This is a genomic window from Ralstonia sp. RRA, assembly GCF_037023145.1.
Taxonomy (GTDB): domain Bacteria; phylum Pseudomonadota; class Gammaproteobacteria; order Burkholderiales; family Burkholderiaceae; genus Ralstonia.
Map to the genome: position 1 here is coordinate 2,658,810 of NZ_CP146091.1, position 24,731 is coordinate 2,683,540.

Genomic DNA, 24,731 nt, shown 5'->3' on the forward strand with positions numbered 1-24,731 from the left:
GTGCCCCCGCCCCGACGGAACCGAGTCATTTTTCGAACAGAGGGGGTCAGCAGTCTTGGCAACGCGCGCGCTGCCTCAGCCGAACGAACGTTCGCTGTCCGTGCCTGGCCGTTTGTAGAACCACCGCCCCGGCTCCAGAAAGGCAAACGGCGTATTGGGTCGAGTGCAAACATCGAGAAAGCGCCAGCCCTCTTTCATATACAACGCCCCAAAGCACTCGTTGCGATCCGTCCAGCCTTCCCACAGGCCGGATTCCGGGCAGATCATGCCGGTGCGCAAGCCCATTTCTGAATATTTAAGGCGCTTCTTTTGGTTGCGCTCTTCCAATGCGGAGGGGAGCAAATACCAGCGGCCGATGTCGAGGGTTCGCAAATCCGTCGTCGCCTCAAAATCCGCCAAATCGGGTTCATCGCCAGCAGCCTTGTATCTCACATTCATTGTCACATCAAATGGAGAGTCATCCGGCATCGGTAGCCGATAGTTCAAGCCGACAATATCTTGTCTTGGTGACATTGGGTTGGGCGGGTTGAAGTACCTCAACTTCTCTTCCCGATAACCATCAATCAACTCCCCTTGCTGAACCCTCTTCAAACCAAGGCGAGACTCAAACAATTCCCGCGGGATGTTGGATGTGATCCATGCCTGCGTGGTTAACCTGAACCCTCTTGAGTTACCGGATTTATTATTCTCTAACTCCTTATCAAGGTAAAAATTGAAATGAAAATCTTTGTATCCATAAATATAGGAAGAATCCTCCGGTGTTCCGGCTATGGATTTAGGTTGCCCAAGCTCACGATAAATATCATCTAAGGTGACTGTTCCCGCAGCCCACCGAATCCCAAGACTCGTCACTCGCATGACCTGTTCACGTTGATCCTCCGTCATGTCACGTTGCGGCGGCATACCCGGGGGGCGATAGTCTTTTTTTACTTGATCAGTTTGCATTTTTGGCATCTCCGCTGTTGCGTTGCCGGGCATTCCAAGCTGCAGCGTACAAGCGGCTACACTGATTTGCACCCATCCCATCAAGCGGCACCCCGTACTGCCAGTACGAGCCTGCCATATTGCCGCAGTAGAATGCGTCGTTTTCCCACGGGCGGGAATGATAGCCCTCACCACGTTCATCCTGAACCATACGTTCCACATCAATGGGTGTACCTCCTGCGCCAACGTCATTGAGTAATTCCTCTGCCTTTTTCTTCATTTCCATATACTCCTGGTCGAGTGCATAGGCATCAGGTGCATATTTTGGATACCACGGGGTTTTGTTATTTTTTATTTTCCCTTCAGCTTCTTTCTTATAAAACCACAAACACCAAATGTATGCACCAATCGCCATCTGCTTAATGCCCGCCCTGGCTAGAGAGTCATCTGGGATGGCATATTTTCCCGACAACTCAGCAACATCCTTGGAAGGTGAGCCCTCGACAGCGCCAGCTAAGGGCCATTCCTTGATATTTGGAAGATCGGGGAAATACGCCTCCCCTCTCTGCGCCATGGCAAACATCCAGAAGAATTGCTGGCAATGGCGCGTTTCATGACACACCGTATCCACAAAATCCTGAATTTTCGACTTTGCCTCCCATTTTTCTTTAACGGAAAAAATGGGGGCTAATGCGTAGCTGTAGAGCGCAAGCGTCCATGTCCCATGAGTGAAAACGCCTTTTGTGCCTTCGGTTTTGCCGATTAGTTCGTCAGAAATCACCACAAGGGGAACGGCGGCCTTAGGCAAGGCAAACTCTCCAGCAGCAGGGGAGGTCAGCAGTTTTCCAATGACGATCCTTAATTCGTTGGCCAAATCACTCACTTGATCTTCAAGTGGCAACCCCTGCAACACCAACCTCGGCTTCCTGCTCCCGAAGTAGTTGTCCCCCCACTGAATATCCTCCAGCAGCAGTTCCGTCATCGCCTTCGTATATTCCACAATCACCGGGAAGTTCAGTTGCCGGGGTGTCTTGGCATCCTGCGTGGTGTAGCGCAGCCCCCAGTTGTACGGCTTGCAGAGTGCGTAAAGCGGGCTATGCCCGAGGGGAGATGGCGCATCGTCGTTTTGCTGCGCCTGCTTGCCGCCCATCGGCTGGGATGCACGCTTTTCCGTGACGATCTCGGGCGGTGTGGTCTGCGCAGGCTGCGTCAACACAGACTCAAACATCGCCGCCGGGTTGTCGGTGCCGTCGTTGTGCAAAATCTCCACAAACGCCGTCTGCACTGCGTTGGAGAGCACCAACTGCAATTCCCCCGCATCGTTGGTGCGGCCCGAGATGACTTGCCCGTCTTCCAGCGTGATCCGGTAGGGCTGATCGGGCACGCGCAGGCCCATGCCGTTTTCCACCAGCACAAAGGGCTGCGCGATCTTGGCCTCGGACACCACCGTCATCGGCGCTTGCACGGGCTGGGCCAGCGGGTCTGCCGTGGCGTGCGTCGCCGCGTGCACCATGTACTGCCCGCCCGTGAAGCCAGTGATGCCGGCTTTGGAGATTTCAATAACCGAGCCGCCGCCGTTCAGGCGAATGCCTTGCTGGCCCGTCAGGTTGATCCAGTCAGCCTTGCTGATGATGTCCACCACCTTGTGGGCGATGACGCTGAGCTGATCGTTTTGTGCCTCGATCTCGACCCGGCCTGACGCCGCCGTGATTCGCACGCCGAGTTTGTAGGCGAACAGCGAGATTCGATCGCGCACCGTTGCCATCAATGAGCGCCCTGCGGAAAGGCTGATGTGCTTGCCCGAGGTGAGCGCGGTGTGCACGTCGCTGGCAACGTGCGTGCTGCCTGCGGTGGCCGTCTGAATGCCGGCCGGGCTGGCCAGCGTCAGGTGCGGCTGGTCAAACTCGGGGAAGGGTGCTTCAGGCGTGGCCGCATTGCCGCGAATGGCTTGTGCCTGTGCCTTGATGGCGGTGACTACGTCGTCCTGATTGACGGTGCCATCGTGCGCGAGGTGCTGCCGCGCGAGCTGGGCCTGCGTTTCGTGAATGTCGCGCGCCTGCGTCAGACGCTGTATGGCTTCGCCCGCGTCTTTTGCATGGCCACGTGCTTGCTCGCGCTTGTCGGTACTGATGAGCATGCCCAGACCCGAGCGCAGCACACCCCAGAGGTCGGTGCGTAACTCAAAGCCGCGCCCGCGCTCATCCTGTCGGCCTTGTGTACCGGCAATCCGCGTGTTGTAGCCGAGCGCCAGGTGCGATGTGCCGTGGTCACTGGCGATCTGCGCCTGAATCTTGCCCTGGGTATCGTCCATGACAACGGTATTGGACGATGCGTGCTGACCGAACTCCCGGCTACGAAATCCGGCCAGCGCGGCGTTGCCCGGCAGCGCATAACCGGGGTGGCGCCAGTGGTTGGTTGCGCTGCCGATGATGACCGGCAGGTCTGGGTCTCCGCCCACGAAGGCCACTTCCACTTCGTGGCCAATGCGGGGCAGGAAGGTTGCGCCAAATTCTGACCCTTGCCATGGGCTGAGTACGCGCACCCACATGCTGTTGGGGGCATCGCCATGCTCGGACTTGCCTGCCCATAGGTAGCGGATAAGGACACGTCCTAGGCTGTCCGTCCAAGTTTCGCTTGCTGCTGGCGCCCCTGCCGGGGCGATCACCATTGCGTATTCCGTGCCGCCGATGTTGGGCTTGGGAACTGTGCGCGGTAGATAGAACAAGCACGATTGGGGCAGAAGTGTAAAGCTGGCGCTGTAGCGATACTGGCCAACCCCGGACGATTGCGCCACCTCTTCCGCCGTCAGCGTGGCGGACAGCACCGAGTATTCGCAATTGGCGGCTTTCTGCGGGTGCTCAACGATGTGAAGGGTGTACCCGGCCATGAGGCCGCGCAGGTTGCCCGCGCCCGAGACAAGGCGCGCCTGGCTGTGCAGCGCGTGCGCCATCACGGACGCCAGATACTGAGCCTCCTTCTCGGCCTCGTTGCCCGCGTCTGCGATGCCCGATGCGCCAGCCTTCGGCTGCGAGAAATCGCCCCACATGTCATGCGCTTGCTCGGTGTGCACGTGATCGTGCGGGGCGTCCGATCGGAACTGAAAGTCACCGCCACCAGCACGCGTGACCGCGTCGTTTGATCGGGAGTAGTCATAGTCATTGATCGTGACCGGACCCGTGACGAGCTTGTTCGCGATCGACAAGGTGTGAATGGTTTCCTCGTCGGTCCGTTTTTCGGCGGGCCCGGTGTAGCGAATGGTCTGATAGGCTTCACCGTGCCTCTGTAGCGCCCCGATCTTGTTGTTCAGCACCAGACAGTGCCGGCCATTCTCGTGCTTGAAGTGGTAGAAGATGCCCCACTCCTGCCATAACCGATGTAGGAAAACGGCATCGGACTCGTCATGCTGGCGCTGAACCTCGCGCAGCGGCCAATAGTCCATGCCCCATGGCGCATTGAGCCGATATTCCACGGCATAGGGGTAGGCTTCCAGCACCGCCCTCGTGATGTCCACCACGGACATGTTATGGAACAGCCGCCGTTTTTGGCCGGTTTCCGCTAGCGATAGCCAAGGGCGCAGCCGGAACCGGTACAAGTAAGAGCGCTCGGTTTCCTCACCCAGCATTTCTGCCTGATCGATGATGGCGGAGATCTCTCGAACGCCTGCGCCAACGTTCTCCATGTTCACGCGCCCAGGCGCAAAACGCTGAATGCCCTCGATCTGAATATGGAGCGTGACTTCCTGCTTGAGCAGCGCGTTCAGGTCGATGTTCGCTGCTTGTTCCAGGCTGACGTTCGGTGTGTTGGCCGTCCGACAGGTGAGCGTGTATTCAAATAGGCTGCCAATCGCCTCAGTGCCGTGCAGGTGTGCGGGGATGAGCAGCGGCTGTTTGATGCCGTAGGTCGGTAGACACTCGCCCACCAACTCCAAGGTACGCGCTTGATTGAATTTGAACATGCCGTGTTTGCGGTTCTATTTTTGAATGAGGGTCGCGCCGCAGCCGGTTTTGTCGCCAAGAAAGGCAACGCGCGTTCCATTATGTGTACGCTGGCCGATAGCGATAATCGGATAGGTGCCGCCACATTTTTTGCACTCAACCTGGTGACCATCAAGCGCAACCGCAATGCCTTGGTGTTTCAGATTGGTGGCCGCCTCGATGATTTTTCCGCCGTGGTCGGTTGTGTCTCCAAGCCGAGCGACCTCTCGGCCGTTGGCGTCTCGCATGATTTTTAGTTCTATTGTTTTTGGATAACCGATATTCTGGTCATCGCGTGCGGTTCAGGGGGATTTTTCAAGGAAATTTGCAAAATCACCATGGTGCAATCCGCCGCCTTTAAACACGGAAACACTGAGGCTCCCGCCCACGCTTGCTCATGTTATGCAGCGGGCTTGCAGGCGATTACCCCGCCCGCATCGTCTCCAACCGCCGCCAAGCTGCTTTGACGTCTCGCACCAAGTCCGCACACACCCACAAGTAGGTCGCATGCGTAGCACATCCAGATGCTGAAAGCGCTCGTTGCCGAGGTCTTCAATCACGCTGAACAGCGTATCGAGCTTGGCAATACTCGCATCGAGTTCATCGCGCGCAGCATCAATGCACGGTTGCAGACTGGGGGAAATGGGGATTGGGTGCCTCTCATCGGCTGATGTCTCCCTTGCGGGGGTGAGGAACCACCCACCGCAAGGGGTGGGTGGGCACACGGCGAGGTTGGAAGACCGACGAACAAGCAAGGCGGCAGGGCCGAAGCCCTCCCCGCCGCAGCCCGCCCGTATAGGCGAACGACGACGGCCGCAAGAACTTGAGTGCTTGCGGGCTTATTCGAACGAGCTTCCAAACTCGGCTGCGCCTGTCTGACGCGAGCCCGGGCAGTGAGCGAGTGCGCGCGTGGTTGCGCAAGGCGACCCAATCTGAAACTGCGTGCTCGGTTAAACCGACAAGACGCGCGCAATAAAGTCGGCTTTCGCCCGTCGATAGACATCCATCGGTTGCCCAGTGCAGGCCACCTTCAACGCGTTGAACGCCTCCACCAGCGCCGGATCACACAGCAGGCAGTCTCGAAACCCTACAAACACATCCAATTCCGAACCCCGCGCAACCAATTGCACGCCCAGGGGTGGATGGTGGCTGTCGTCCTTGAACGCAGAAAACTCCGCGCTGCGGAATGATCCGGTATTGCGCGCATAGCCTGTCGCCAGCAGCGCATCAACGCGGGCAACGTCTTCACGATTCACACGCACGCAAACATCCAGGTCGCCTTTGGTCAGACAACCTGGAATGGCCGTTGAACCGATGTGAACGATGTCAGCGGAAGGCGGCAACCGACAGGCCCACGCTGCAACGAACGCCGCAAACGCTGCGTCTGCCTGCGGTGCCACTTCGTCGTGTGCTCGCAGCACAAGCGTATCGACCGCCATGCCCTACGACTTCTGCACCGCGTACTTCCCCGCCCCCGTCACAGCCAGCAGGAACAGCCCGCCCATGATGCTGAGGTTCTTGTAGAACTGCACCATGTTGGCGGTCTGCATGGCGCCCTCCACGTTCCAGAAGGTGTGGGCAATCAGCGCGGTGCCCAGCACGAACAGCGCCATCAGCAAGGCCAGCGGTCGCACCCAGAAGCCGACAAGCAGCGCGATCCCCACACCGAACTCCATGACGACCGCGACGGCGGCAGCGAGCATCGGCATCGGTGCGCCCACCGTCCCCATATACCCGACGGTGCCCTGGAAACCGGTCAGCTTGCCCCAGCCGGAAATCAGGAACAGCAACATCATCAGCACGCGACCGAGCAGGATCAGCTCGTCGCGCCAACGTTCGACGAATGCGTTCATGGCAGTCTCCATAGCCATTGGTGATGCTTAAAGCTTAGGCGCTGGACTTGTTAAGTGTGGTTTCGAGCGCATCGAGTACCGCCTGAATCACTCCATGCCGCACATGCTCGCGCCGCTCGATCATGCCGACCGCGCGCACAGGCGTTTGCGGCGGCATGGGCAGCACGCGCAGGGCGGGATCGCTCTCCCAGCTTGCGCGGCGCAGGCGCGGCACCAGCGTCACGCCCACCTGCTGGCGCACCAGTTCGACAATCGCCTCGATCGAGTTGACCTCGATGAATTCGTTGACGGCCATGTGCGTCTTGCGCAGGGCGCGGTCGATGAGTGCACCGGTGCGTACCGCGCGGTCGAAGCGCAGGAACGGATGCGTGCGCAAGACCTCTTCTGCGCGGCCGCGCGTGTGGCGACCGGCCACGACGACCAGCGGCTCGGTGTAGAGCGGGTGCCAAGCCAGGTTGGCGGGCAAGCGCTCCAGATGCTCGACCACCAGCGCGCCATCCAACTCCCCCGCTTCCACCTGCTCGGCAAGCTCGCCGGACTTGCCCGTGATCAGCTTGACGTCGAGCCCCTTGTGCGCCTGCTTGAGCCCCGCCACGGCGTGGGCCAACGAGCCCATCACCGACACCACGGCGCCAATCGCGACAGCGCCGGCCAATTCGGTCTGGGGTTCATCGCCGATGCGCATGGCGTCGTACAGGCCCAGCAGGTGCTCGGCCTGGGGCAGCAGCGCGCGGCCATGCGCGTTGAGCGTGACCGTACGCCCGGAACGATCGAACAAGTCGCGACGCAACTCGGCTTCCAGCGCGCGCATCTGCAGGCTGACGGCTGCCTGCGTGAGCGCCACACGCTCTGCAGCAGCGGCAAACGAGCCGTGGCGTGCCACGGCAACGAAGGTGCGGAGAAAGCGAACGGTGCTCACAAGGGACTCACCAGCAGGCGTAGACGATTCTCAAGTTTTTCTTAAGCAATATCCAACGAATTTTAGCTTTATTAAATTCCACGCACCGCAAATAATCATCCGATCCATTGAGCCCACCTCCTTTCCCAAGCCATGTCCCACCGCTTCGATTGGCAGAACCCCTACCCCACCGTGCGCATTCCGCTGTTTGCGCGCAATGTTGTTTCCACCTCGCACCCGCTGGCGGCGCAGGCCGGATTGCGCATGTTGCTCGCGGGCGGCAGCGCGGTAGATGCGGCCATTGCAGCGGCGGCCATGCTCACGGTGGTGGAGCCCGTTTCGTGCGGCCTGGGCAGCGATGCCTTTGCCATCCTGTGGGACGGCAAGGAGCTGCACGGCCTGAACGCCTCCGGCACGGCACCGCAGGCGTGGAACCTGGATTACTTCCGCAACAAGTACGGCGAAGACGCAAACGGCACCCCCAAGCGCCCGACGCGCGGCTGGGATGCGGTGACGGTGCCCGGCGCCATCTCGGCCTGGGCCGCGTTGCACGCGCGCTTTGGCAAGCTGCCGTTTGCCGACGTGCTGGAACCCGCCGCGGAGATTGCTGAACGCGGCTACACCGTCTCGCCCATCGTCGCGCACAAGTGGGCGGCCGCCATTCCTGATCTGCAGAACCAGCCGGGTTACGCACAGGCTTTCATGCCGCACGGCCGCGCGCCGGAAGTGGGGGAGAAGTTCCGGTTGACCGATGCCGCCATCACACTGCGCCGCATCGGCCAGACCAACGGCCGCGACTTCTATGAAGGCGAACTCGCCGAGCGCATTGCCGCATATGCCCGCGAATGCGGCGGCGCCATGACCGCGCAAGACCTGCGCAACTATCAGCCCGAGTGGGTCAAGCCGATCACCAAGCGCTACCGCGGCTACGACCTGCACGAAATCCCGCCGAACGGCCAGGGCATTGCCGCGCTCATCGCGCTGGGCATTCTCGACCGCTTTGATCTGGGCGCCATGCCCGTCGATTCGGCCGATTCGCAACACCTGCAGATCGAGGCGATGAAGCTGGCGTTTGCCGATCTCTACAAGTACGTGGCCGATCCGCGCTCAATGGAAGTCACGCCCGAGCAGATGCTCGACGATGCGTACCTCGATGCGCGCGCCAAGCGGATCGACATGGGCCGCGCGCAGGTGCCAACCTTCGGTATGCCGCGCGCCGGCGGCACGGTGTACCTGACCGCCGCGGACGAGAACGGCATGATGGTCTCGTTCATCCAGTCCAACTACATGGGCTTCGGCTCGGGCGTGGTGGTGGCTGGCACGGGCATCAGCCTGCAGAACCGTGGCTTCGGTTTCTCGATGGATGCACGCTCGGCCAACGTGGTGGAAGGCGGCAAGCGCCCGTTCCACACCATCATCCCGGCCTTCCTCACCAAGGATGGCAAGCCGCAGATGAGCTTTGGCGTGATGGGCGGCGACATGCAGCCGCAAGGCCACCTGCAAACGCTCGTGCGCATGCTCGACTACAAGCAGCAGCCGCAGGCCGCGTGCGACGCGCCGCGCTGGAAGGTCAACCGTGATTTCACGCTCGACGTGGAAGCCACCATGAACGCCACCACCGTCGCCGCACTGGAAGCCCGCGGGCACAAGCTCAAATCGGTGACCGATCCGTATATGGATTTCGGCTCGGGCCAGTTCATCTGGCGCCTGTCGGACGACGCTGACCACGGCTACGTGGCCGCCAGCGATAGCCGCCGCGACGGGCACGCTGTGGGCTTCTAGACAACGCCACACAAGCACGCTGCTTCGTCGGCTGGGCCGAAGCAGCGTGTTGCAGTTCCCATAAAAAACATGACCCGGCCGGCACCAAAGGAACCCGCATCATGACCGCCCCCTCTGCGGCAGGCGCGACTGCGCCCGCTCGCGCTGTAAAAACCGATGCGGCCCACGCACGCCGCATCGTCATCTCGTCGTCGATCGGCAATGCGCTGGAGTGGTACGACTTTCTCGTCTACGGGTTCTTTGCGTCCATCATCGGCAAGCTGTTCTTTCCGGCGGATGACGAGTGGGTGTCGCTGCTTTTTGCAGTGGGCAGCTTTGGTGTGTCGTTCATCACGCGGCCGGTGGGCGCGATCGTGCTCGGCATGTATGCGGACAGGAAGGGACGCAAGGCCGCACTGACGCTATCGATCCTGTTGATGATTGTCGGCACGCTGGCGATTGCGGTCATGCCGAGCTATCAGCAGATCGGCATCATCGCGCCCGTCACCATCCTGCTCGCGCGCCTGGTGCAAGGCTTTGCGGTGGGCGGCGAGTTTGGCAGCGCGACGGCGTTCATGGTGGAGCACAGCAAACACGGGCGCGGCTACTACGCAAGCTGGCAGTTTGCGAGCCAGGGCATTGCGACCATCCTCGCCGCTGGGCTGGGCGCACTGCTCACGGCATCGCTCGCGCCAGCGGACCTCGAGGGCTGGGGCTGGCGCCTGCCGTTCATCTTCGGCCTGCTGATCGGCCCGGTTGGTTTCTATATCCGCCGCCATCTGGACGAAACGCCTGAGTTCGTTGCCGAGCAGAAGAAGACGACGGTGGACCCACAGGCCTCGTTCAAGGCGCAGTGGACCAACCTGCTGCTGGCGGTGGGCGTGGTGGCGCAGTCCACCGTGTCGGTGTACGTGTTGCAGCTCTACATGCCGACGTATGCCGTCAAGCAACTGCATCTGCCGGCCGCGCAGTCGTTCGCGGTGGTGGTGCTCAACGGCGGGCTGCAGTTTCTGCTGTCGCCGGTCATGGGCGCGCTGTCCGATCGCATCGGCCGCATCCGCATCATGCTCACCACGTCGGTGCTGATGATCGTGTTGATCTATCCGATGTTTGCGCTGCTGCGCGCGTATCCGACCATCGGCGCGTTGCTGGCGCTGCAAGCCGTATCGGGCATCTTCAAGGCGGCGTATTCGGGGCCGATGCCGGCGTTGATGTCGGAGATCTTCCCCACGCGCGTGCGCTCGACGGGGCTGTCGCTCGGCTACAGCCTGGGCGTGACGCTGTTCGGCGGGTTTGCGCCGTTCATCGTCACGTGGCTGATTCACACGACGGGCGATACGCTGGCGCCGAGCTACTACGTGCTGACAGCGGCCGTAGTGAGCGGCATCTCGCTGACGATCATCGCCTTGCGCCATCGCAAGGCTGGGCGCGCTTCCTGAGCATTTACGCTTTCTTTACGCCGCCTCACTGCCCTTTTTCACGCTTTTTACGAGCGAACCGATACGGTGTCGCCATGTTCAACGACTTGGCGATGCCAGCCACCGCCTTCGCATCATGGGCCGATCCATGCTTCTGTCTTCGCTCGTTCCGCAGCTGCTGCCGCCCTCACCGGCAGCCGCCTCTCGTGTGGATTCTCGCGTGGTTGCCACGCCGGCACGCCAGTACGTGTGCCTGCGTGTAACGGTGCCAAGCGATGAACCCCATGCGGTTCGCCGTCAGTTGCATGCATTGCTGGGCGATGCGCTCGGCCTGTACATCGTCCAGCACGACGCGCGCCGTCACACCATCAGCGTGGATCTGGAACTCGTACACGCTGATGTGGATGTCGTCATCGGCGCCCTGCTGCGCGGCCTGCCGCGCGCCACGCTCGGCCGCATTACCCCGCTCAAGCGCGGGCATGCCCACCTGCTGCACTGAGGCGCGCCATGTTCTCGGGCATCTGGATTCCGCTGGTCACCCCCTTTCACGACGATAAAGTCGACACGGCTGCGCTACGCCGGCTGGTGCGCCACTACCAGGGCGCCGGCGTCGCAGGCTTTGTCGCGCTGGGCACCACGGGCGAAGCCGCGCTGCTCTCGCAGATCGAGCGCTACACCGTGCTGGAGACGATCGCTGAGGCATGCGACGGCCGCACACCCTACCTGATCGGCGTGGGCGCGGCCGACACGCGCGAGGTCTGCGCACAGATCCGCCACTACGAGCGTTGGAACAGCGCGGGCTATCTCGTGCCACCGCCCTACTACGTGTGCCCGTCGCAGGCGGGCTTGCGCTGGCACTACACGCAGGTGGCGGCCAGCACGTCGCGCGCGGTGGTGCTCTACAACGTGCCCAAGCGCACGGGCGTGGCTATCGCCCCGCATACCGCGCTGGTGTTAGCCGAGCAGGCCAACATCGTCGCCATCAAGGAATGCGTGGCCGACAACTTTGGCGCGCTGCAAGGCGGGCCGCTCGATGTGCTGAGCGGAGATGACAGCGCGCTGCTCGACTGCCTCGCGCACGGCGGCGCTGGCGGCATTCTGGCCGGGGCGCATATCCGCCCGGAGTTGTTCGTAGCCTTGGTGGACCACTATCGCGCAGGCCGTGTCGACGAGGCCAGGCGTCTGGCCCAAGCACTCGCACCGCTGGCTGCGCTGCTGTTTGCGGAGCCCAACCCGGCGCCGGTCAAGGCGCTGCTGGCCGAAGTCGGACACATCGGCGGGCAGACACGCGCACCGATCCTGCCGGTCACGGAATCGTTACGCCGCCGCCTGGTGGCAGCCTTGCAAGCACTGGAGACCGTCGAGGCCGACCGCGCATTGCGGCTCGCCTGATGTCTGCGTTCAAGGCGCCGCTTACGCGCCCTTGTACCAGTGCGCATTCCACGCACTGGTCGCCCTGCGATGCGTGACGTGTCGCGAGCCGCGATGGTGGCGGCGCGGCGTGCTCGCGACGGGGCCGTCGCTGTCAACGTCGTCGGCAAATTCCGTCGCAGCGACGGTATGCGTGGTGGCGGGCGATGCTTGCGAGTAGACACGCTGCTCCATGCGGTCACGTGCTGCCTCCACAGGATCCGGCTGCGCGGCCTGAGGCGTTGCAGCGCTGGCAGGGGTCGCCGCCATCGCCACACTCATCGCGTCGCTGGCCTGCTCGGCGGTGGGCGTATGCCCCGCCAGACTGCGTACCCACGGCGCATGCGCCATCCCTACATAGATCGCCCCCGTCACCGCAATGAATGCAGCCGCCACGTTGGTGAATGCACCATTGACGATGGCACTCGAAGCACGCACCCACCAGGGCTTGTGCTCGACCTGTGCCTGCGGCACGTCGGCCACCTCCGTCGGGTCGACGTAGGTGGCAGCCGGTTGCGGGGCATTGATGGGTTCGGGTGGCTGGGTGGTAACGGAAGCGGGCAAGCGCATGGCGAGAACTCAAGATCCTGGATCGGCAACAACGCGTGTGCCGATCGTTATTCGGGAACTGCCGCATGACGGGCGCGTGACAGCGTAAAGCTGCCGGGCGGCCCCGTCGCGGCGATCAGCCATCCATAGCAAGTTCCTTGCCGGGCGTTGTGCGTTGCGACAAACACCCGCCAACCCTTGTCGGTGCTCGCCCTTGCCCCAGAAACAGACGATTTGGCCATCCGACGGAGTGCCCGTGCGCATGCAAGGCAGGTAGACTTTGCAAAGTTTACCGGGTGTGACACCCGAGTCTGCACATCAAGGAAATCCAGGGAGAACGACGTGCGTTGGGATGACATGCGCGAAAGCAACAACGTTGAGGATGAACGCGCATCCTCGGGCGGTGGATTTGGCGGTGGCGGCATGCGGCTGGGCATCGGCGGCATCGCCATCGTGGCGGTGGTCGGCCTGCTGATGGGCAAGAACCCGCTGGAAATCCTGGGCATGGTGATGCAGGTGTCGCAAAACGCGCCCACCACGCAGAGCACACAACACGCGCCAGCCCGCCCCACCGGTGAGACCGACAACGACCGCAGCAAGCAGTTGGTCTCTCACGTGCTGGGCGACACCGAAGACACCTGGACGCAACTGTTCAAACAGGCCGGCCGCGCATATCAGCCGCCCAAGCTGGTGCTGTTCCGCCAGGGCATCCGCTCGGGTTGCGGCGACGCCACCTCGGCTGTCGGCCCGTTCTACTGCCCCGCCGATACCAAGGTCTACCTGGACCTCGGCTTCTTCGATGAGCTGCGCCGCAAGTTTGGCGCGCCGGGCGACTTTGCGGCCGCCTACGTTGTCGCGCACGAGGTGGGCCACCACGTGCAGAACCTGCTGGGGGTGTCCGATAAGGTCAGCCGTGCGCAGGCAGGCAAGTCGCAGGCCGGGGCCAATGCGCTGTCGGTCAAGCTGGAGTTGCAAGCCGACTGCCTGGCCGGCGTTTGGGGGCATTTCGCGCAGAAGCGTGGCCTGCTGGAACGTGGTGATCTGGAGCAGGCACTCACCGCCGCCCACGCCATCGGCGATGACACCCTGCAGCGTAACGCCGGCCGCAGCGTCACGCCCGATGCCTTCACGCACGGCACGTCGGAGCAGCGCATGCACTGGTTCCGCCAGGGCTTTGATGGTGGCGATATCCGCCAGTGCGATACGTTCAAGGCCGGGGCAGATGCCTGATCGGCGCGCATGAAAAAAGGGCGTGCCCGCAACAGGCACGCCCACGAATCTGTACAACTGCCGACTTACACGTGTTGTACAGAGACTGATCGAAGCGCCACACCGTTCTGGTGCGGCGCCCGCTTCTCCCCCGCTTTAGTTGTACGTATAGATCGTGCTCTTGGCGCTGTTGTCCAGCATGCGGTAGCTGAAGTTCAGCGAACGTGAGGTGCTGGTCGTCAGCGCTGGGACTTGCTGTCCGCTCGGCAGACTGATGACCGCCGACGTGGCCCCCTTCGGCACTGCAGTCTGCGCGCTGTAAGTGCCGGCAGAGTCGATGGTGACCGCCACACCACCGATTTGCTGCGCCGAAACGTTCTGCACCCAATCCACCGTCAACGACGTCAGCGGACCGCTCAAACTGCTGTTGGTCGGATCCAGCGCTGCGAGCGACTGGCTCCCGGGCGTATTCCACGGCAGATTGATGCCCTGCGTTGCCGCGACGAGGTCCGTCAGAAGCGTCTTCTTGATGCTCAGGTCCGGGCTCGCCGCGTTCGTGTTCGAGCCGTAGAACAGCGCGATCGTGTACTTCACCCCTTTGGTCACGGCGGTGGAGTCGAGGTTGTCGCCAGACTGCGCCCAGGTAACGCCGCTGGGGTTGGCGCTCACCGGTTGAGAGGCCGCTGAACCGCTGATCCCCATGGTCTTGGAGATCCAGAAGTTCGGGCAGTTGTAGGTCGGCGTTTTGGTGGTGGACGTATTCCCGCACTGGTAGGTGGTGGGAATCGCTCCTGTCTTGTTAGCCAGGTCCATGTAGACCTGGCCGCTCACCACCGGCGGAATGAAGACCAGCCCCGCCTGCGGCAGCCCCGGGCCCGTCACGATCGCGTAGCTCAGCGTGCCCTTGCCGCTGATGACGGAGCCAGGGCCTGCCGCATTGATCAGGAACTGGACCCCATTGCGGAAATGGCTGAAGTTTCCGGAGCTTGGGTTGAACTGCTCGACGCGTCGGATCACCGTCTTGGCCGTGATATCCACCGGCTGCTGGTTACCCACCAGCCACCAGTTGGATGCATGCGCGCTCGATGCCCCTGCTGCAATGAAGCGCGCCACCGTGATCAGGTTGCCCGGGTTGCCGTTGGCGTCCAGGTACTTGATATTCACGGTCGCTTCATCCTGCCCGGACGCGTTCGACGCTGCCGGAGAGAACGCGATGATCTCGGGCACGCTGAACTGCGCGCCCGTCATCGTGCTAGCGGTCAGCAGGCTGTAGAGCCACTGCCCGCCGTTGTAGCCGTTGTGCAGGAAGGCGATGCCGCCCGTGTTGCTGGTGTCCGACACGATGTTCTGGCAGGCCGCACCAAACGACGTCACGGTGGCGCCGCCCTGGTTGGCAGGCACGGTGGTGTCGGTGGCCACCGCGCGCTGCGCAACGGGCTGCGCGAAACAAGTAGTCAATGCGCTCGCCATGGCCTGCACACCCTGCGTCAGGGTCGAAACATTGGCCGCCGGCGCAGGGAGCGTGGAACCACCGCCGCTGGCTGTAGCCAGCGGCACCGGCGGTGCAGTGCTACCGACCGTCGACAGCTGCAACTGGCCGTTGCTCGGGTCTTTCGACACCTTGACGATATCGAGCACCTGGTCGGCGGTATTGCCGCTGGAAGATGCCGTGGCGGCTGAGATGCTGGTACCGAACGGGTCATAGTTGGCCGGCGCGCCAATGGCGCTAAGCACGGACGCCAACTGCGCGACCACATTGGCCGTCACCGTCTTGAGCGCCGTGGCGTCCACCGTCTTGGAGCTGACCACGGTGAGCGGATTGCCGTCGGGTGAGAGCTGCGCAACGATGGCGGTCGTCAGCGGCGTGGCATTGAGCGTGAGCGGCGAGCCTGCGGGCGGCGTGACGGTGGTCACGCTCACCAGCGGTGCGGAGTTGCCCGTCGGGTCGGTCACCACCACGAAGAACGGCGCGGCCTCGCCCGCCTTCAACGTGCAGGTGTACGCGCCCAGCGCGGTGGTGGTGATGGCGGTTTCCACGCACGGTGAATTGCCGGCGCTGTCCGTCACGGCCACGTTGCCGTTGGGCAACGCGCTACCGGTGGCGGCCGTACCCGTCAACGACGCCGAGGCAGGTGTTGTGGTGCCGCCGGGCCTGGTCGAACTGCTGTCCGATCCGCCGCAGCCTGCCACCAAAAGTGCCACTGCCAATGCTGCCGCCGTCAAGGCAACAGCGCCCATATGCCGGCCGCGGCCGGTGCTGTTCGTTTGCATGAGACCCCCGTACGTTGGTTCTACCGATGTCCCGTGGATTGAACCGGGTGCGCTCTGACGGCGCATGCCGGATGCCGCAATGGCTGTCCTTGCCACCGCGACACGCCGGTCATCGTAGAAACGTCAGCCGGGCAGCGCATCCCCAAATTTGGGGATGGTGCAAACCGACAACGGGGGGATTCCGCGTCGGGAGGTCAGCGCCCGCCGGAGCAATCCAGCAGCGCACCGGTCACGTACGACGCCGCATCGGAGAGCAGCCAGACGATGGTCTCGGCCACTTCTTCCGGCTTGCCCGGGCGGCCAATGGGGGTGGTGGAGCCCAACCGCTGTGCGCGGTCCGGCTGTCCGCCCGAGGCGTGGATGTCGGTCTCGATCAGGCCGGGGCGCACGGCGTTGACGCGCACGCCGTCGCGCGCCAGCTCGCGCGCCAGGCCCAGCGTCATGGTGTCGACCGCGCCCTTGGACGCCGCATAGTCCACATACTCATGCGGCGAGCCCAACCGCGACGCCGCAGACGACACATTCACCACAGCACCGCCCACGCCACCGCGCGACGTCGACAACCGCCGCGCGGCCTCGCGCGCCACCAGAAAGGCGCCCAGCACATTGGTCTCGAACATCGTGCGCAGGCGGTGCGTGGTCATGTCGGCCACGTCCTGCGCCTCGGCCACGATGCCGGCGTTGTTGACCACACCGTGCAGCGGCCCGAAGCGCCCGGCGGCAGCCTCGAACAAGGCGATCACATCCTCATCGCTCGACACATCGCCCTGCACCGCCAGCGCGTGGCCGCCGGCCTGTTCGATCAGGCCGACCGTCTCCTCGGCAGCAGCACGGTTGCCGCGATACTGCAGCGCAACAGACCAGCCGCGTTGCGCGCACAGCACTGCCGTGGCGCGGCCGATACCCCGGCCCCCGCCGGTGATGACGATGGTCTTGGACATGGGCGTCTCCCGATGTGTGTTGTTGTGCTCGCATTGTGCCGACTCGCCGACTTTTCGGCACCGAGGGAGTTGTCCGAATCCGGCGAACGCATGCGACCCGACAGGGCTAGACTAGGCTCCAAACTCCCCGGCCACCACCATGCACCTCGACCACGACGCCTGTTACCACGCCGTGCAATCGCGCGATCGACGCTTTGACGGCTGGTTCTTCGTGGGTGTGACGTCCACCGGCGTATATTGCCGGCCGATCTGCGCAGTCCGTACACCGCAGCAGAAGAACTGCCGCTTCTTCATCACCGCCGCCGCCGCCGAGCGCGCAGGCTTCCGCCCCTGCCTGCGCTGCCGACCGGAACTGGCACCGGGGCACAGCCTGGGCGAGATGTCGTCCAACCTCGCCCGCGCGGCCGCCCGCATGATCGACGAGGGCTTCCTGCAGGAGCACGACCTGGCCGCACTGGCTGCTGCCGTGGGCGTGACGGACCGCCACCTGCGCCGCATCTTCCGCGCGGAGTTCGACGTCTCGCCCATTGAATACGCGCAAACGCAGCGCCTGCTGCTCGCCAAGCGGCTGCTGACGGATACCGCCCTGCCCGTCGGCGATGTGGCCTTTGCGGCAGGCTTTGGCAGCGTGCGCCGCCTGAACAGCGGGTTCGCCGAGCACTACGGCTTTGCGCCCACACGCCTGCGTACCCGCACCGCTGTTGCATCGGCCCCGGATGACGGCCCCACGCTCATGCTCGGCTACCGCCCGCCGTTTGCATGGCATGCGCTGCTCGACTTCCTGCGCGCTCGTGCCGTCGACGGCGTGGAGGTGGTCGATGCCGACAGCTACGCGCGCACGATCACCGTCGACTACGCCGGTGCACGGCACACCGGCTGGCTGCATGCGCGCAACGTGCCGCAGCGCCATGCCATCGCACTCACGCTGTCGGCCAGCCTGCTGCACGCCGTGCCGCCCGTGCTGGCCCGTGCACGGCGCCTGTTCGATCTGGATTGCCGGCCGGACATGGTGGACGCGCATCTTGGCGCGCTGGCGGACGACACGCCGGGCCTGCGCGTGCCCGGAGCCGTAGACGGCTTCGAGATTGCGGTACGCGCCATCGCCGGCCAGGTGATTTCGTTGGCGCAGGCGCGGCGCATTCTCGCGCGCATGACTGCCGCGCATGGCACCGCGTTAGCGCAACCGCGCGACGGTCTCTCGATGACGTTTCCCTCCGCTGCCACGCTGGCACAAGTCGACCCGCGCACGCTGTCCGCCGACACCGGCCTGCAGGCCAGCCGCGCCGCTGCCGTGGTTGAACTTGCCCGCGCCATCGATGGCGGCCAGCTGCGGCTGGAGCCGCTGGTGCCGCTCGCCCCCACGCTGGCTGCACTGCAGGCGCTGCCCGGCGTCGGCGAATGGACCGCGCAATACGTCGCCATGCGCGCGCTCGGCTGGCCCAACGCGTTTCCGCTGGGCGACTACGTGCTGCGCAAGCGCCTGGCCAACGGCGATGGCGCCCTGCCCACACGCCGCGCCATGATCGAGCGCGCCGAACCGTGGGCCCCGTGGCGCGCCTACGCCGCCATGCATCTCTGGCACCGCGACGACGCGTTCCACCCCGAGCCCGCCGACGCGCCGGTCGCCCTTGCGAGCTGACCCCCATGTACCGCCACACCTTCCCCTGCCCACTCGGCGATCTGCTCTTGACCGCCACCGGCACGCATCTGACCGGCGCATTCTTCACTGGCCAGAAGACGATTCCCGTGAACGCCGCGCGCATGGCACCGGGCGCTGACTTATCGATCCTCCGTGAAGCGCAGGCCCAGTTCGAGGCGTACTTTGCCGGCAAGCTGCGCATCTTCGATCTGCCGATGGCACCTGCCGGCACCCCGTTCCAGCAGGATGTCTGGCGCCTGCTGTGCGAGATCGCCTTCGGCCAGCGCAGCACCTATGGCCAGATCACCGCGCACCTGGGCCTCACGCGCGAACACGCACGCGCCGTGGGCACAGCGGTGGGGCGCAACCCGATCTCGATCGGCATCCCCTGCCACCGCGTGGTGGGTGCCGACGGCGCCCTCACCGGGTATGCCGGCGGCCTGCCGCGCAAGGCTGCGCTGCTGCGGCTCGAAGGCCATCCCGCGCAGGTGGGCGAGCGCCTGCCGATGCCTGATGACAACCGCCAAGGCATGCTGGATCTGGCATCAGCATGAAACGTTGGAAGCGTGGACAATGGCGTCCGCAGCACCCCCTCCCGGTTTCACATACCCGCCACTAATAACGAGACACCCCCCATGCGCCGCTCCGATGTGCTGGAACTCCTGACGCTTGCTGCCCTCTGGGGCGGCTCCTTCCTGTTCATGCGTGTTGCCGCGCCACAGTTCGGACCGGTTGCGCTGATCGCGCTGCGCGTGGGAATCGCCTCGTGCTTCCTGGTGCCGGTGCTGGCGTGGCGCGGGGGCCTGGGTGCACTCCGCGCGCACTGGCCGCACATGCTAGCTGTAGGCGTGCTGAATTCGGCCATTCCATTTTGCCTGTTCGCCTACGCGGAACTCACCCTGACGGCCGGCTTCACCTCCGTGCTCAATGCAGCCACGCCACTGTTCACCGCGATCGTCGCCTTTCTCTGGTTGGGAGATCGACTGTCGTCGTGGCGTGTTCTGGGCCTAGCTATCGGTTTCGTGGGCGTGATCGTGCTGGTTGGAGGCTCGTCCGTGATCGATGCAAAACAGGGCGGGCTAGCTGTGGCAGCAGCGCTCGGCGCGACCGTGCTGTATGGCATCGCCGCCAGCTATACCAAACGCTTCCTGACCGGCGTGCCGCCGCTGGCTACCGCAACTGGCTGCCAGTTGTTCGCAGCGATCGTGCTGGCGCCGCTCGCAGTCTGGCTGTGGCCCGCGCAGACGCCGACCGGCGACGTCTGGTTCCATGTCATTGGCCTTGGCATCGCCTGCACGGGCATTGCCTACATTCTGTTCTTCCGGCTGATCGCACATGTGGGGCCGATGCGCGCGGCCTCTGTCACTTTCCTGATCCCGGTGTTTGGCGTGCTGTGGGGCATCCTGTTCCTGGGTGAACAACTCACGCTCAACATGGTGCTGGGCTGCGCGGTGATCCTGCTCGGCACGTCGCTGTCGACCGGCGTACTGGCGCTGGGCAAAAAGGCGAGTACCGCCAACGAGAAGGATTCGCTTTCGCGTTCCGGCCGCTGATGTTGTTCTTTTTGTGAAATCTCGCCCGTCCAGCCGGGCCAGATCAATCTGTTTGACCGGCGGGTGCGTTAGGGTGACGTTTCCTCACTAGAGAAGACGTCACCATGTCCCCTTCCCCGGAGCGCTACGCCCGCCCCTCTGTCGTCCTGCATTGGCTGATGTTCCTGCTGTTCGCGGGTGCGCTGGCCGCTATCGAATACAAGGGCACGCTGCCCAAGGGCTCCGCCGGCCGCGCACTGTTCACGTCCATCCACATGATGCTGGGACAGTGCATCCTGCTCTTCGCCTGCGTGCGCGTCTGGGTGCGCTGGCGTTACACCGCGCCGGCAAACATCGGCGCTGCCTGGCAGATCGCCAGCGCCAAGCTGGTGCACTGGGTGCTGTACGCCATCATGTTCGCCATGCCGATCAGCGGCATCCTCTTCGTGCAGGCCGCCGGCAAGGACGTCACCTTTCTCACGTGGACGCTGCCCCGATTGGTGGCAGAAAACCCCGATTTGAAGTCGACACTTAAATCAGCCCATGAATTTGTTGGCAATGCGGTGTATTTCATCGTTGGCCTTCACATTGCGGGGGCGTTTTGGCACCAATTCGTGCAACGCGACAATTTTCTGACACGAATGCGATAAATCCTCGCTTTGCAATTCATACCTTGCCATTTCGACGTTATTGAAACTTCTTCCATGGCTTCACCAAAGGCTCTGCGGCCAGACTTAAAAATTTCTCATAACTGAGATAGACACCAGAAACATCGGCTTTCGCGCACTCGATCTTAACGATTCGATAATCCGATTTCAGAAAGCTGCATCACCGAAATCGGGTTTTTCCGATTGTTGCGTAGATTTTCTTTGCTATGCTCGGGCCTCGGTCGAAGAGGGGCGTGCAAGGGAATCGCGCAATCGCATTTGCGCGCAGCAATTCCCGATGGCTGGCGGATCCTCCGCTACACGGCCAACCGCGCACGCTCCAGTCAAACACGTTGGATACGCGCATGCTGGACGTCTACCTGAACAAGCATCTGATCGGTCAATTGTCGTGCGGCCGCAGCGGTTGGGCGTTCGAATACGACTCGCGGTGGCGGACCTCCTCGCAGGGTTTTGACCTGAGCCCGCATCTGCCGCGCGCCGCAGGCAACATTGTCGATACGGCGAGGGCGCAGCCAGTACGTCACTTCTTTGAATACCTGCTGCCGGAGTCGGCACGCGAGGCGCCCAAGGCTGCAGCGACGGCACTGGAGCATCTCGCACAGGCCGCACCGCATCTGGATGGCCCGCTCTCGCTGGTGCCCACCGGGCTCAAGCCCTGCAGCGGCCGCGCAGACGGCCTGTCCGAGCGCGATCTCGTCCTGCAGTTCCAGCAAAGCGTTGGACGCCCGCGCCAGCCCACACCGCTGCGCGTGGCCGAACCGCGTGCGCACTACGGCGTGCGTGCCGTGCCGGAATCCAGCGAGATCAGCCTGCCCTTCCTGGCCTCCAATGGCTTGCCGGTGTCGATGTGGCTGGGCCGCTTTGCCGCGCCGGCCAACGCTGCGCAGTCCAGCCATTTTGTGCGGCTGGATCTGGGCGAAGGCAGCAACCTGCCCTACGCCACCATCAACCATTGCTGGGCCACGCTGCTTGGCCGCAGCATCGGGCTGGAAACGCCCTTCCTCGGCCTGCGCCAGTTTCCGGAAACTGCTGCTGTCGTGCAGCGCCTGGATCGCACCCTGCGCTGCAAGAGCGACGACACCGCGCTCGTGCAGGCCCGCTATGTCGTCTCCGCCGTGCAATTGCTTGGGCTCTCGCCCGAGCACCGCTTCCTGCCGATCACCGTTGAGCAGGTCGCGCAATGCGCACACATGTGTGCCGATCCGACGGCCGCCACGGCATCGCTGTTCCGCTGGATGGTGTTCTGTCTGCTGATTGGTGGGCGCAACGCGTCCGCCGGCACACTGCATTTCCACATCGGCCCGGATGGCGTCCGCCTAGCCGCGCACGACCACCTGTTCTGCGCCGCCGTCTACGCCAACGAGTGGGATGCCGATGCGCTGTCACTCGACGGAGAACGCACCCCCGACGCGCAAGCCCGCTACGACGCCATCGATCAGGATGCCCTGCTGGCCCTGGCCGATCACCTCGGCTACGACGCTGCGCAGGCCCGCCGCGAACTGCTGCGCCTGATCAGCATGCTGGCGCCGCAATCGTCGTTCGTGGCGACGCATCTGTCGCAAGCGCTGGGGCATTCGCCCACGCGCGCCGCGGAGATCGATTTCCTCGCACGCATCCATCGTCACGTGTCGGAGACGGCACGGCGGCTGGGTGGAAAAACAGCCGAAATCTGACGCGAGTCCGAAATCGGTCAGCAGCCGATCGAACAGGCTATAGAACAGCGAGGCTGATCGTGCCGTAACGGGCGTACCCGTGTGCGGCCAGCGTGTCCATTGCCTCGGCTTCCGCACGGGCGAAGGTCAGCGCCAGCACATCGGGGCTGCCGGCCCCGGTAGCAAAGGCTTGATAGGCCTCGTAGGCGTCGCGCGGCGACACCCCGCTGCGCTCAAGCACCCGCTGCGCGGCTTCCAATGCCGCGCGAATCGCCATCTCACCGGGCGGGGCATCGCGAAACGCAAGCTGTAGACAGGACGTCGGATTCATCCGCGTTTCGATCTCTGGAACGGCACACCCAACCCAGTCTAGGAAAACGCCTATCGAGTGCCAAGCATGACGGCCCTCTCACGCATGTTGCCGTCCACTTGGGGATACCCCGGGTGTGCACAGCGGCATCCCCCTGCATAATCGAATCGATTGACGAAGCAACGACTTTGCCCACAACACCACGAGCCAACAAGGAGATGCCCATGACCCACCGCCAGAAGCGCCTGAAACGGACAGCCCTCGCCTGGTTGATGGCCGGCACCGTACTGCCAGCCTTTGCGCAGATTCCGTTCAGCCCCGGCGGCAGTTCGTCCGCGCCGGCACAGGCGTCGGTTGCCGCAGGCGGGATCGACGTGGCGCAGATCAAGCCGGCGGTGGATGCCGCCGTCAATGCCGAATACGGCCAGCTCGACACGCTCTACAAGGACATCCACGCGCATCCGGAACTGGCCTTCCAGGAAACGCGCACGGCCGCCAAGCTGGCCGAAGAGATGCGCAAGATCGGTTTTGACGTGACGGAGCACGTGGGCAAGACCGGCGTGGTGGCGGTGTATCGCAATGGCCCGGGGCCGACGATCCTGGTGCGCACCGAGCTGGACGCGCTGCCGATGGAAGAGAAGACCGGCCTGCCCTACGCCAGCCACGTGCACACCAAATGGCGCGGCGAAGACGTGGGCGTGGCGCACAGCTGCGGACACGACCTGCACATGGCGTCGTGGGTGGGTACAGCCAAAACGCTGGTGTCGCTCAAGGACCGCTGGCACGGCACGCTGGTGTTCGTGGCGCAACCGGCCGAAGAAACCGTATCCGGCGCGCAGAGCATGATCGACGATGGCTTCTTCAAGCGTTTCCCGAAGCCGGACTATGCGTTTGCATTGCACACCGGCCCGGGGCCGTACGGTTCGATCGTGTTCAACAGCGGGCCGATCACGTCCAACTCCGATGGGCTGGAAATCACCTTCAAGGGCCGTGGCGGCCACGGCTCCGCACCCGACAAGACCATCGACCCGGTGATGATGGCCGCGCGCTTCGTGGTCGATCTGCAAAGCGTGATCAGCCGCGAGAAAGACCCGCAAGAGTTTGGCGTGGTGAGCATTGGCGCTATCCAGGGTGGCAGCGCGGAGAACATCATCCCCGACAGCGTGCTGCTGCGCGGGACGATCCGCTCGTACAAGCCGGCGGTGCGCCAGAAGATGCTCGATGGCATCCGCCGCACGGCCAAGGCGGTGACGGAGATGTCGGGTGCGCCGGATGCCGAGATCAAGATCACCGAGGGCGGCAAGGCCGTCAACAACGACCCGACCGTGGTCGCGCGCACCGAGGCGATGTTCAAGACCGCCTTCGGCAACGACCGCGTGCTGCGCGTGCCGCCGATTACCGCAAGCGAGGACTTCTCGGCGTTTGTTGACGCGGGCATCCCGTCGATGTTCTTCTTCATCGGCGTGAACGATCCGCAGACGTTCTTCGCCTCGCTCAAGCCGGGCGCGAAGCCGCTGCCGACCAACCACTCGCCGCTGTTTGCGCCGGTGCCAGAGCCGTCCATCAAGACGGGGGTGACGGCGATGTCGCTGGCGGTGCTCAATGCGCTGCAGTGGAACAAGACGGCAGGACCTTCGGCCGGACAATAACCGGCTGGCGGTGGATGCCAGACCAATTCGGGCGCGGCGCTACGGCAGCCGCGCCTTTTTGCTTTTCTTTCCG

22 protein-coding genes are annotated in these 24,731 nt (G+C 63.6%); 12 read left to right on the forward strand and 10 right to left on the reverse strand.

The window, feature by feature from the left end:
• Positions 1-75: 75 nt before the first annotated feature.
• Genes V6657_RS12860 through V6657_RS12870 form a run of 3 tightly spaced genes read right to left on the reverse strand, consistent with a single transcriptional unit; the run spans position 76 to position 5,146 of the window.
• A complete protein-coding gene (locus V6657_RS12860; RefSeq protein WP_137884625.1) occupies positions 76-978 on the reverse strand; it encodes a hypothetical protein in 903 nt (300 codons plus the stop codon).
• Positions 935-4,879 (reverse strand): type VI secretion system Vgr family protein, encoded by a 3,945-nt coding sequence (gene tssI / locus V6657_RS12865; RefSeq protein ID WP_048934515.1) that lies wholly within the window; start codon positions 4,877-4,879, stop codon positions 935-937. The genes V6657_RS12860 and tssI overlap by 44 nt, the downstream gene beginning before the upstream one ends.
• A 15-nt stretch (positions 4,880-4,894) precedes the next feature.
• Entirely contained in the window at positions 4,895-5,146 is a 252-nt protein-coding gene (locus V6657_RS12870; RefSeq protein ID WP_082170230.1) for a PAAR domain-containing protein, read from the reverse strand.
• Positions 5,147-5,422: 276 nt separating this feature from the next.
• Here V6657_RS12870 and V6657_RS12875 point away from each other — a divergent pair, with 276 nt between their 5' ends.
• The gene (locus tag V6657_RS12875) at positions 5,423-5,569 is read left to right on the forward strand and encodes a hypothetical protein (protein ID WP_160315299.1); all 147 of its coding nucleotides are present in this window, start codon (positions 5,423-5,425) and stop codon (positions 5,567-5,569) included.
• Positions 5,570-5,848: 279 nt separating this feature from the next.
• Here the strand turns inward: V6657_RS12875 and V6657_RS12880 are convergent, their stop codons facing one another.
• Genes V6657_RS12880 through V6657_RS12890 form a run of 3 tightly spaced genes read right to left on the reverse strand, consistent with a single transcriptional unit; the run spans position 5,849 to position 7,670 of the window.
• Complete coding sequence (locus V6657_RS12880; RefSeq protein ID WP_053166394.1) at positions 5,849-6,337, reverse strand: GrpB family protein; 489 nt, start codon at positions 6,335-6,337, stop codon at positions 5,849-5,851.
• A 3-nt stretch (positions 6,338-6,340) separates the two neighbouring features.
• A complete protein-coding gene (locus V6657_RS12885) occupies positions 6,341-6,751 on the reverse strand; it encodes a DoxX family protein (protein WP_048934513.1) in 411 nt (136 codons plus the stop codon).
• Positions 6,752-6,785: 34 nt separating this feature from the next.
• Positions 6,786-7,670: a LysR family transcriptional regulator gene (locus V6657_RS12890; RefSeq protein ID WP_048934512.1), complete on the reverse strand. Its 885-nt coding sequence runs from the start codon at positions 7,668-7,670 to the stop codon at positions 6,786-6,788.
• Positions 7,671-7,802: 132 nt separating this feature from the next.
• On the opposite strand from V6657_RS12890, the gene V6657_RS12895 reads away from it, so the two are divergent.
• From V6657_RS12895 to dapA, 4 genes are all read left to right on the forward strand, one after another.
• Entirely contained in the window at positions 7,803-9,431 is a 1,629-nt protein-coding gene (locus V6657_RS12895; RefSeq protein ID WP_048934511.1) for a gamma-glutamyltransferase family protein, read from the forward strand.
• A 101-nt stretch (positions 9,432-9,532) separates the two neighbouring features.
• Positions 9,533-10,849 (forward strand): MFS transporter, encoded by a 1,317-nt coding sequence (locus V6657_RS12900; RefSeq protein WP_048934510.1) that lies wholly within the window; start codon positions 9,533-9,535, stop codon positions 10,847-10,849.
• Positions 10,850-10,976: 127 nt separating this feature from the next.
• Positions 10,977-11,327, forward strand: a complete 351-nt coding sequence (locus V6657_RS12905) for a hypothetical protein (RefSeq protein WP_048934509.1) — start codon at positions 10,977-10,979, stop codon at positions 11,325-11,327.
• Between the two features lie 8 nt (positions 11,328-11,335).
• Positions 11,336-12,220: a 4-hydroxy-tetrahydrodipicolinate synthase gene (dapA, locus tag V6657_RS12910; RefSeq protein WP_048934508.1), complete on the forward strand. Its 885-nt coding sequence runs from the start codon at positions 11,336-11,338 to the stop codon at positions 12,218-12,220.
• A gap of 21 nt (positions 12,221-12,241) precedes the next feature.
• On the opposite strand, the gene V6657_RS12915 is transcribed toward dapA, so the two are convergent.
• Entirely contained in the window at positions 12,242-12,808 is a 567-nt protein-coding gene (locus tag V6657_RS12915) for a hypothetical protein (RefSeq protein ID WP_048934507.1), read from the reverse strand.
• A gap of 321 nt (positions 12,809-13,129) precedes the next feature.
• Between V6657_RS12915 and V6657_RS12920 the strand changes: the two genes are divergently transcribed.
• Positions 13,130-14,017 carry a neutral zinc metallopeptidase gene (locus V6657_RS12920; protein WP_048934506.1) on the forward strand — a complete coding sequence of 296 codons (888 nt, stop codon included), beginning with the start codon at positions 13,130-13,132 and terminating at the stop codon, positions 14,015-14,017.
• 135 nt (positions 14,018-14,152) lie between these two features.
• Here V6657_RS12920 and V6657_RS12925 read toward each other — a convergent pair whose 3' ends face one another.
• Both V6657_RS12925 and V6657_RS12930 read right to left on the reverse strand, forming a co-directional pair.
• On the reverse strand, positions 14,153-16,267 hold the full coding sequence (locus V6657_RS12925) for a hypothetical protein (protein WP_048934505.1): 2,115 nt from the start codon (positions 16,265-16,267) through the stop codon (positions 14,153-14,155).
• A gap of 194 nt (positions 16,268-16,461) precedes the next feature.
• Positions 16,462-17,208, reverse strand: a complete 747-nt coding sequence (locus tag V6657_RS12930) for an SDR family oxidoreductase (RefSeq protein WP_021195798.1) — start codon at positions 17,206-17,208, stop codon at positions 16,462-16,464.
• Between the two features lie 139 nt (positions 17,209-17,347).
• Here V6657_RS12930 and V6657_RS12935 point away from each other — a divergent pair, with 139 nt between their 5' ends.
• From V6657_RS12935 to V6657_RS12955, 5 genes are all read left to right on the forward strand, one after another.
• Positions 17,348-18,847, forward strand: coding sequence for a DNA-3-methyladenine glycosylase 2 family protein (locus tag V6657_RS12935; RefSeq protein WP_048934504.1), 1,500 nt, complete (start codon positions 17,348-17,350; stop codon positions 18,845-18,847).
• Positions 18,848-18,852: 5 nt separating this feature from the next.
• Positions 18,853-19,401, forward strand: a complete 549-nt coding sequence (locus V6657_RS12940; RefSeq protein WP_048934503.1) for a methylated-DNA--[protein]-cysteine S-methyltransferase — start codon at positions 18,853-18,855, stop codon at positions 19,399-19,401.
• An 81-nt stretch (positions 19,402-19,482) separates the two neighbouring features.
• Positions 19,483-20,400, forward strand: coding sequence for a DMT family transporter (locus V6657_RS12945; protein WP_048934502.1), 918 nt, complete (start codon positions 19,483-19,485; stop codon positions 20,398-20,400).
• Positions 20,401-20,504: 104 nt separating this feature from the next.
• Positions 20,505-21,029: a cytochrome b gene (locus V6657_RS12950; protein WP_048934501.1), complete on the forward strand. Its 525-nt coding sequence runs from the start codon at positions 20,505-20,507 to the stop codon at positions 21,027-21,029.
• Positions 21,030-21,391: 362 nt separating this feature from the next.
• Entirely contained in the window at positions 21,392-22,720 is a 1,329-nt protein-coding gene (locus V6657_RS12955; RefSeq protein WP_048934500.1) for a HipA N-terminal domain-containing protein, read from the forward strand.
• A 37-nt stretch (positions 22,721-22,757) separates the two neighbouring features.
• On the opposite strand, the gene V6657_RS12960 is transcribed toward V6657_RS12955, so the two are convergent.
• Positions 22,758-23,030, reverse strand: coding sequence for a hypothetical protein (locus V6657_RS12960; protein WP_048934499.1), 273 nt, complete (start codon positions 23,028-23,030; stop codon positions 22,758-22,760).
• A gap of 203 nt (positions 23,031-23,233) precedes the next feature.
• Here V6657_RS12960 and V6657_RS12965 point away from each other — a divergent pair, with 203 nt between their 5' ends.
• Positions 23,234-24,658 (forward strand): M20 family metallopeptidase, encoded by a 1,425-nt coding sequence (locus tag V6657_RS12965; protein WP_048934498.1) that lies wholly within the window; start codon positions 23,234-23,236, stop codon positions 24,656-24,658.
• The last annotated feature ends 73 nt before the right edge of the window (positions 24,659-24,731 follow it).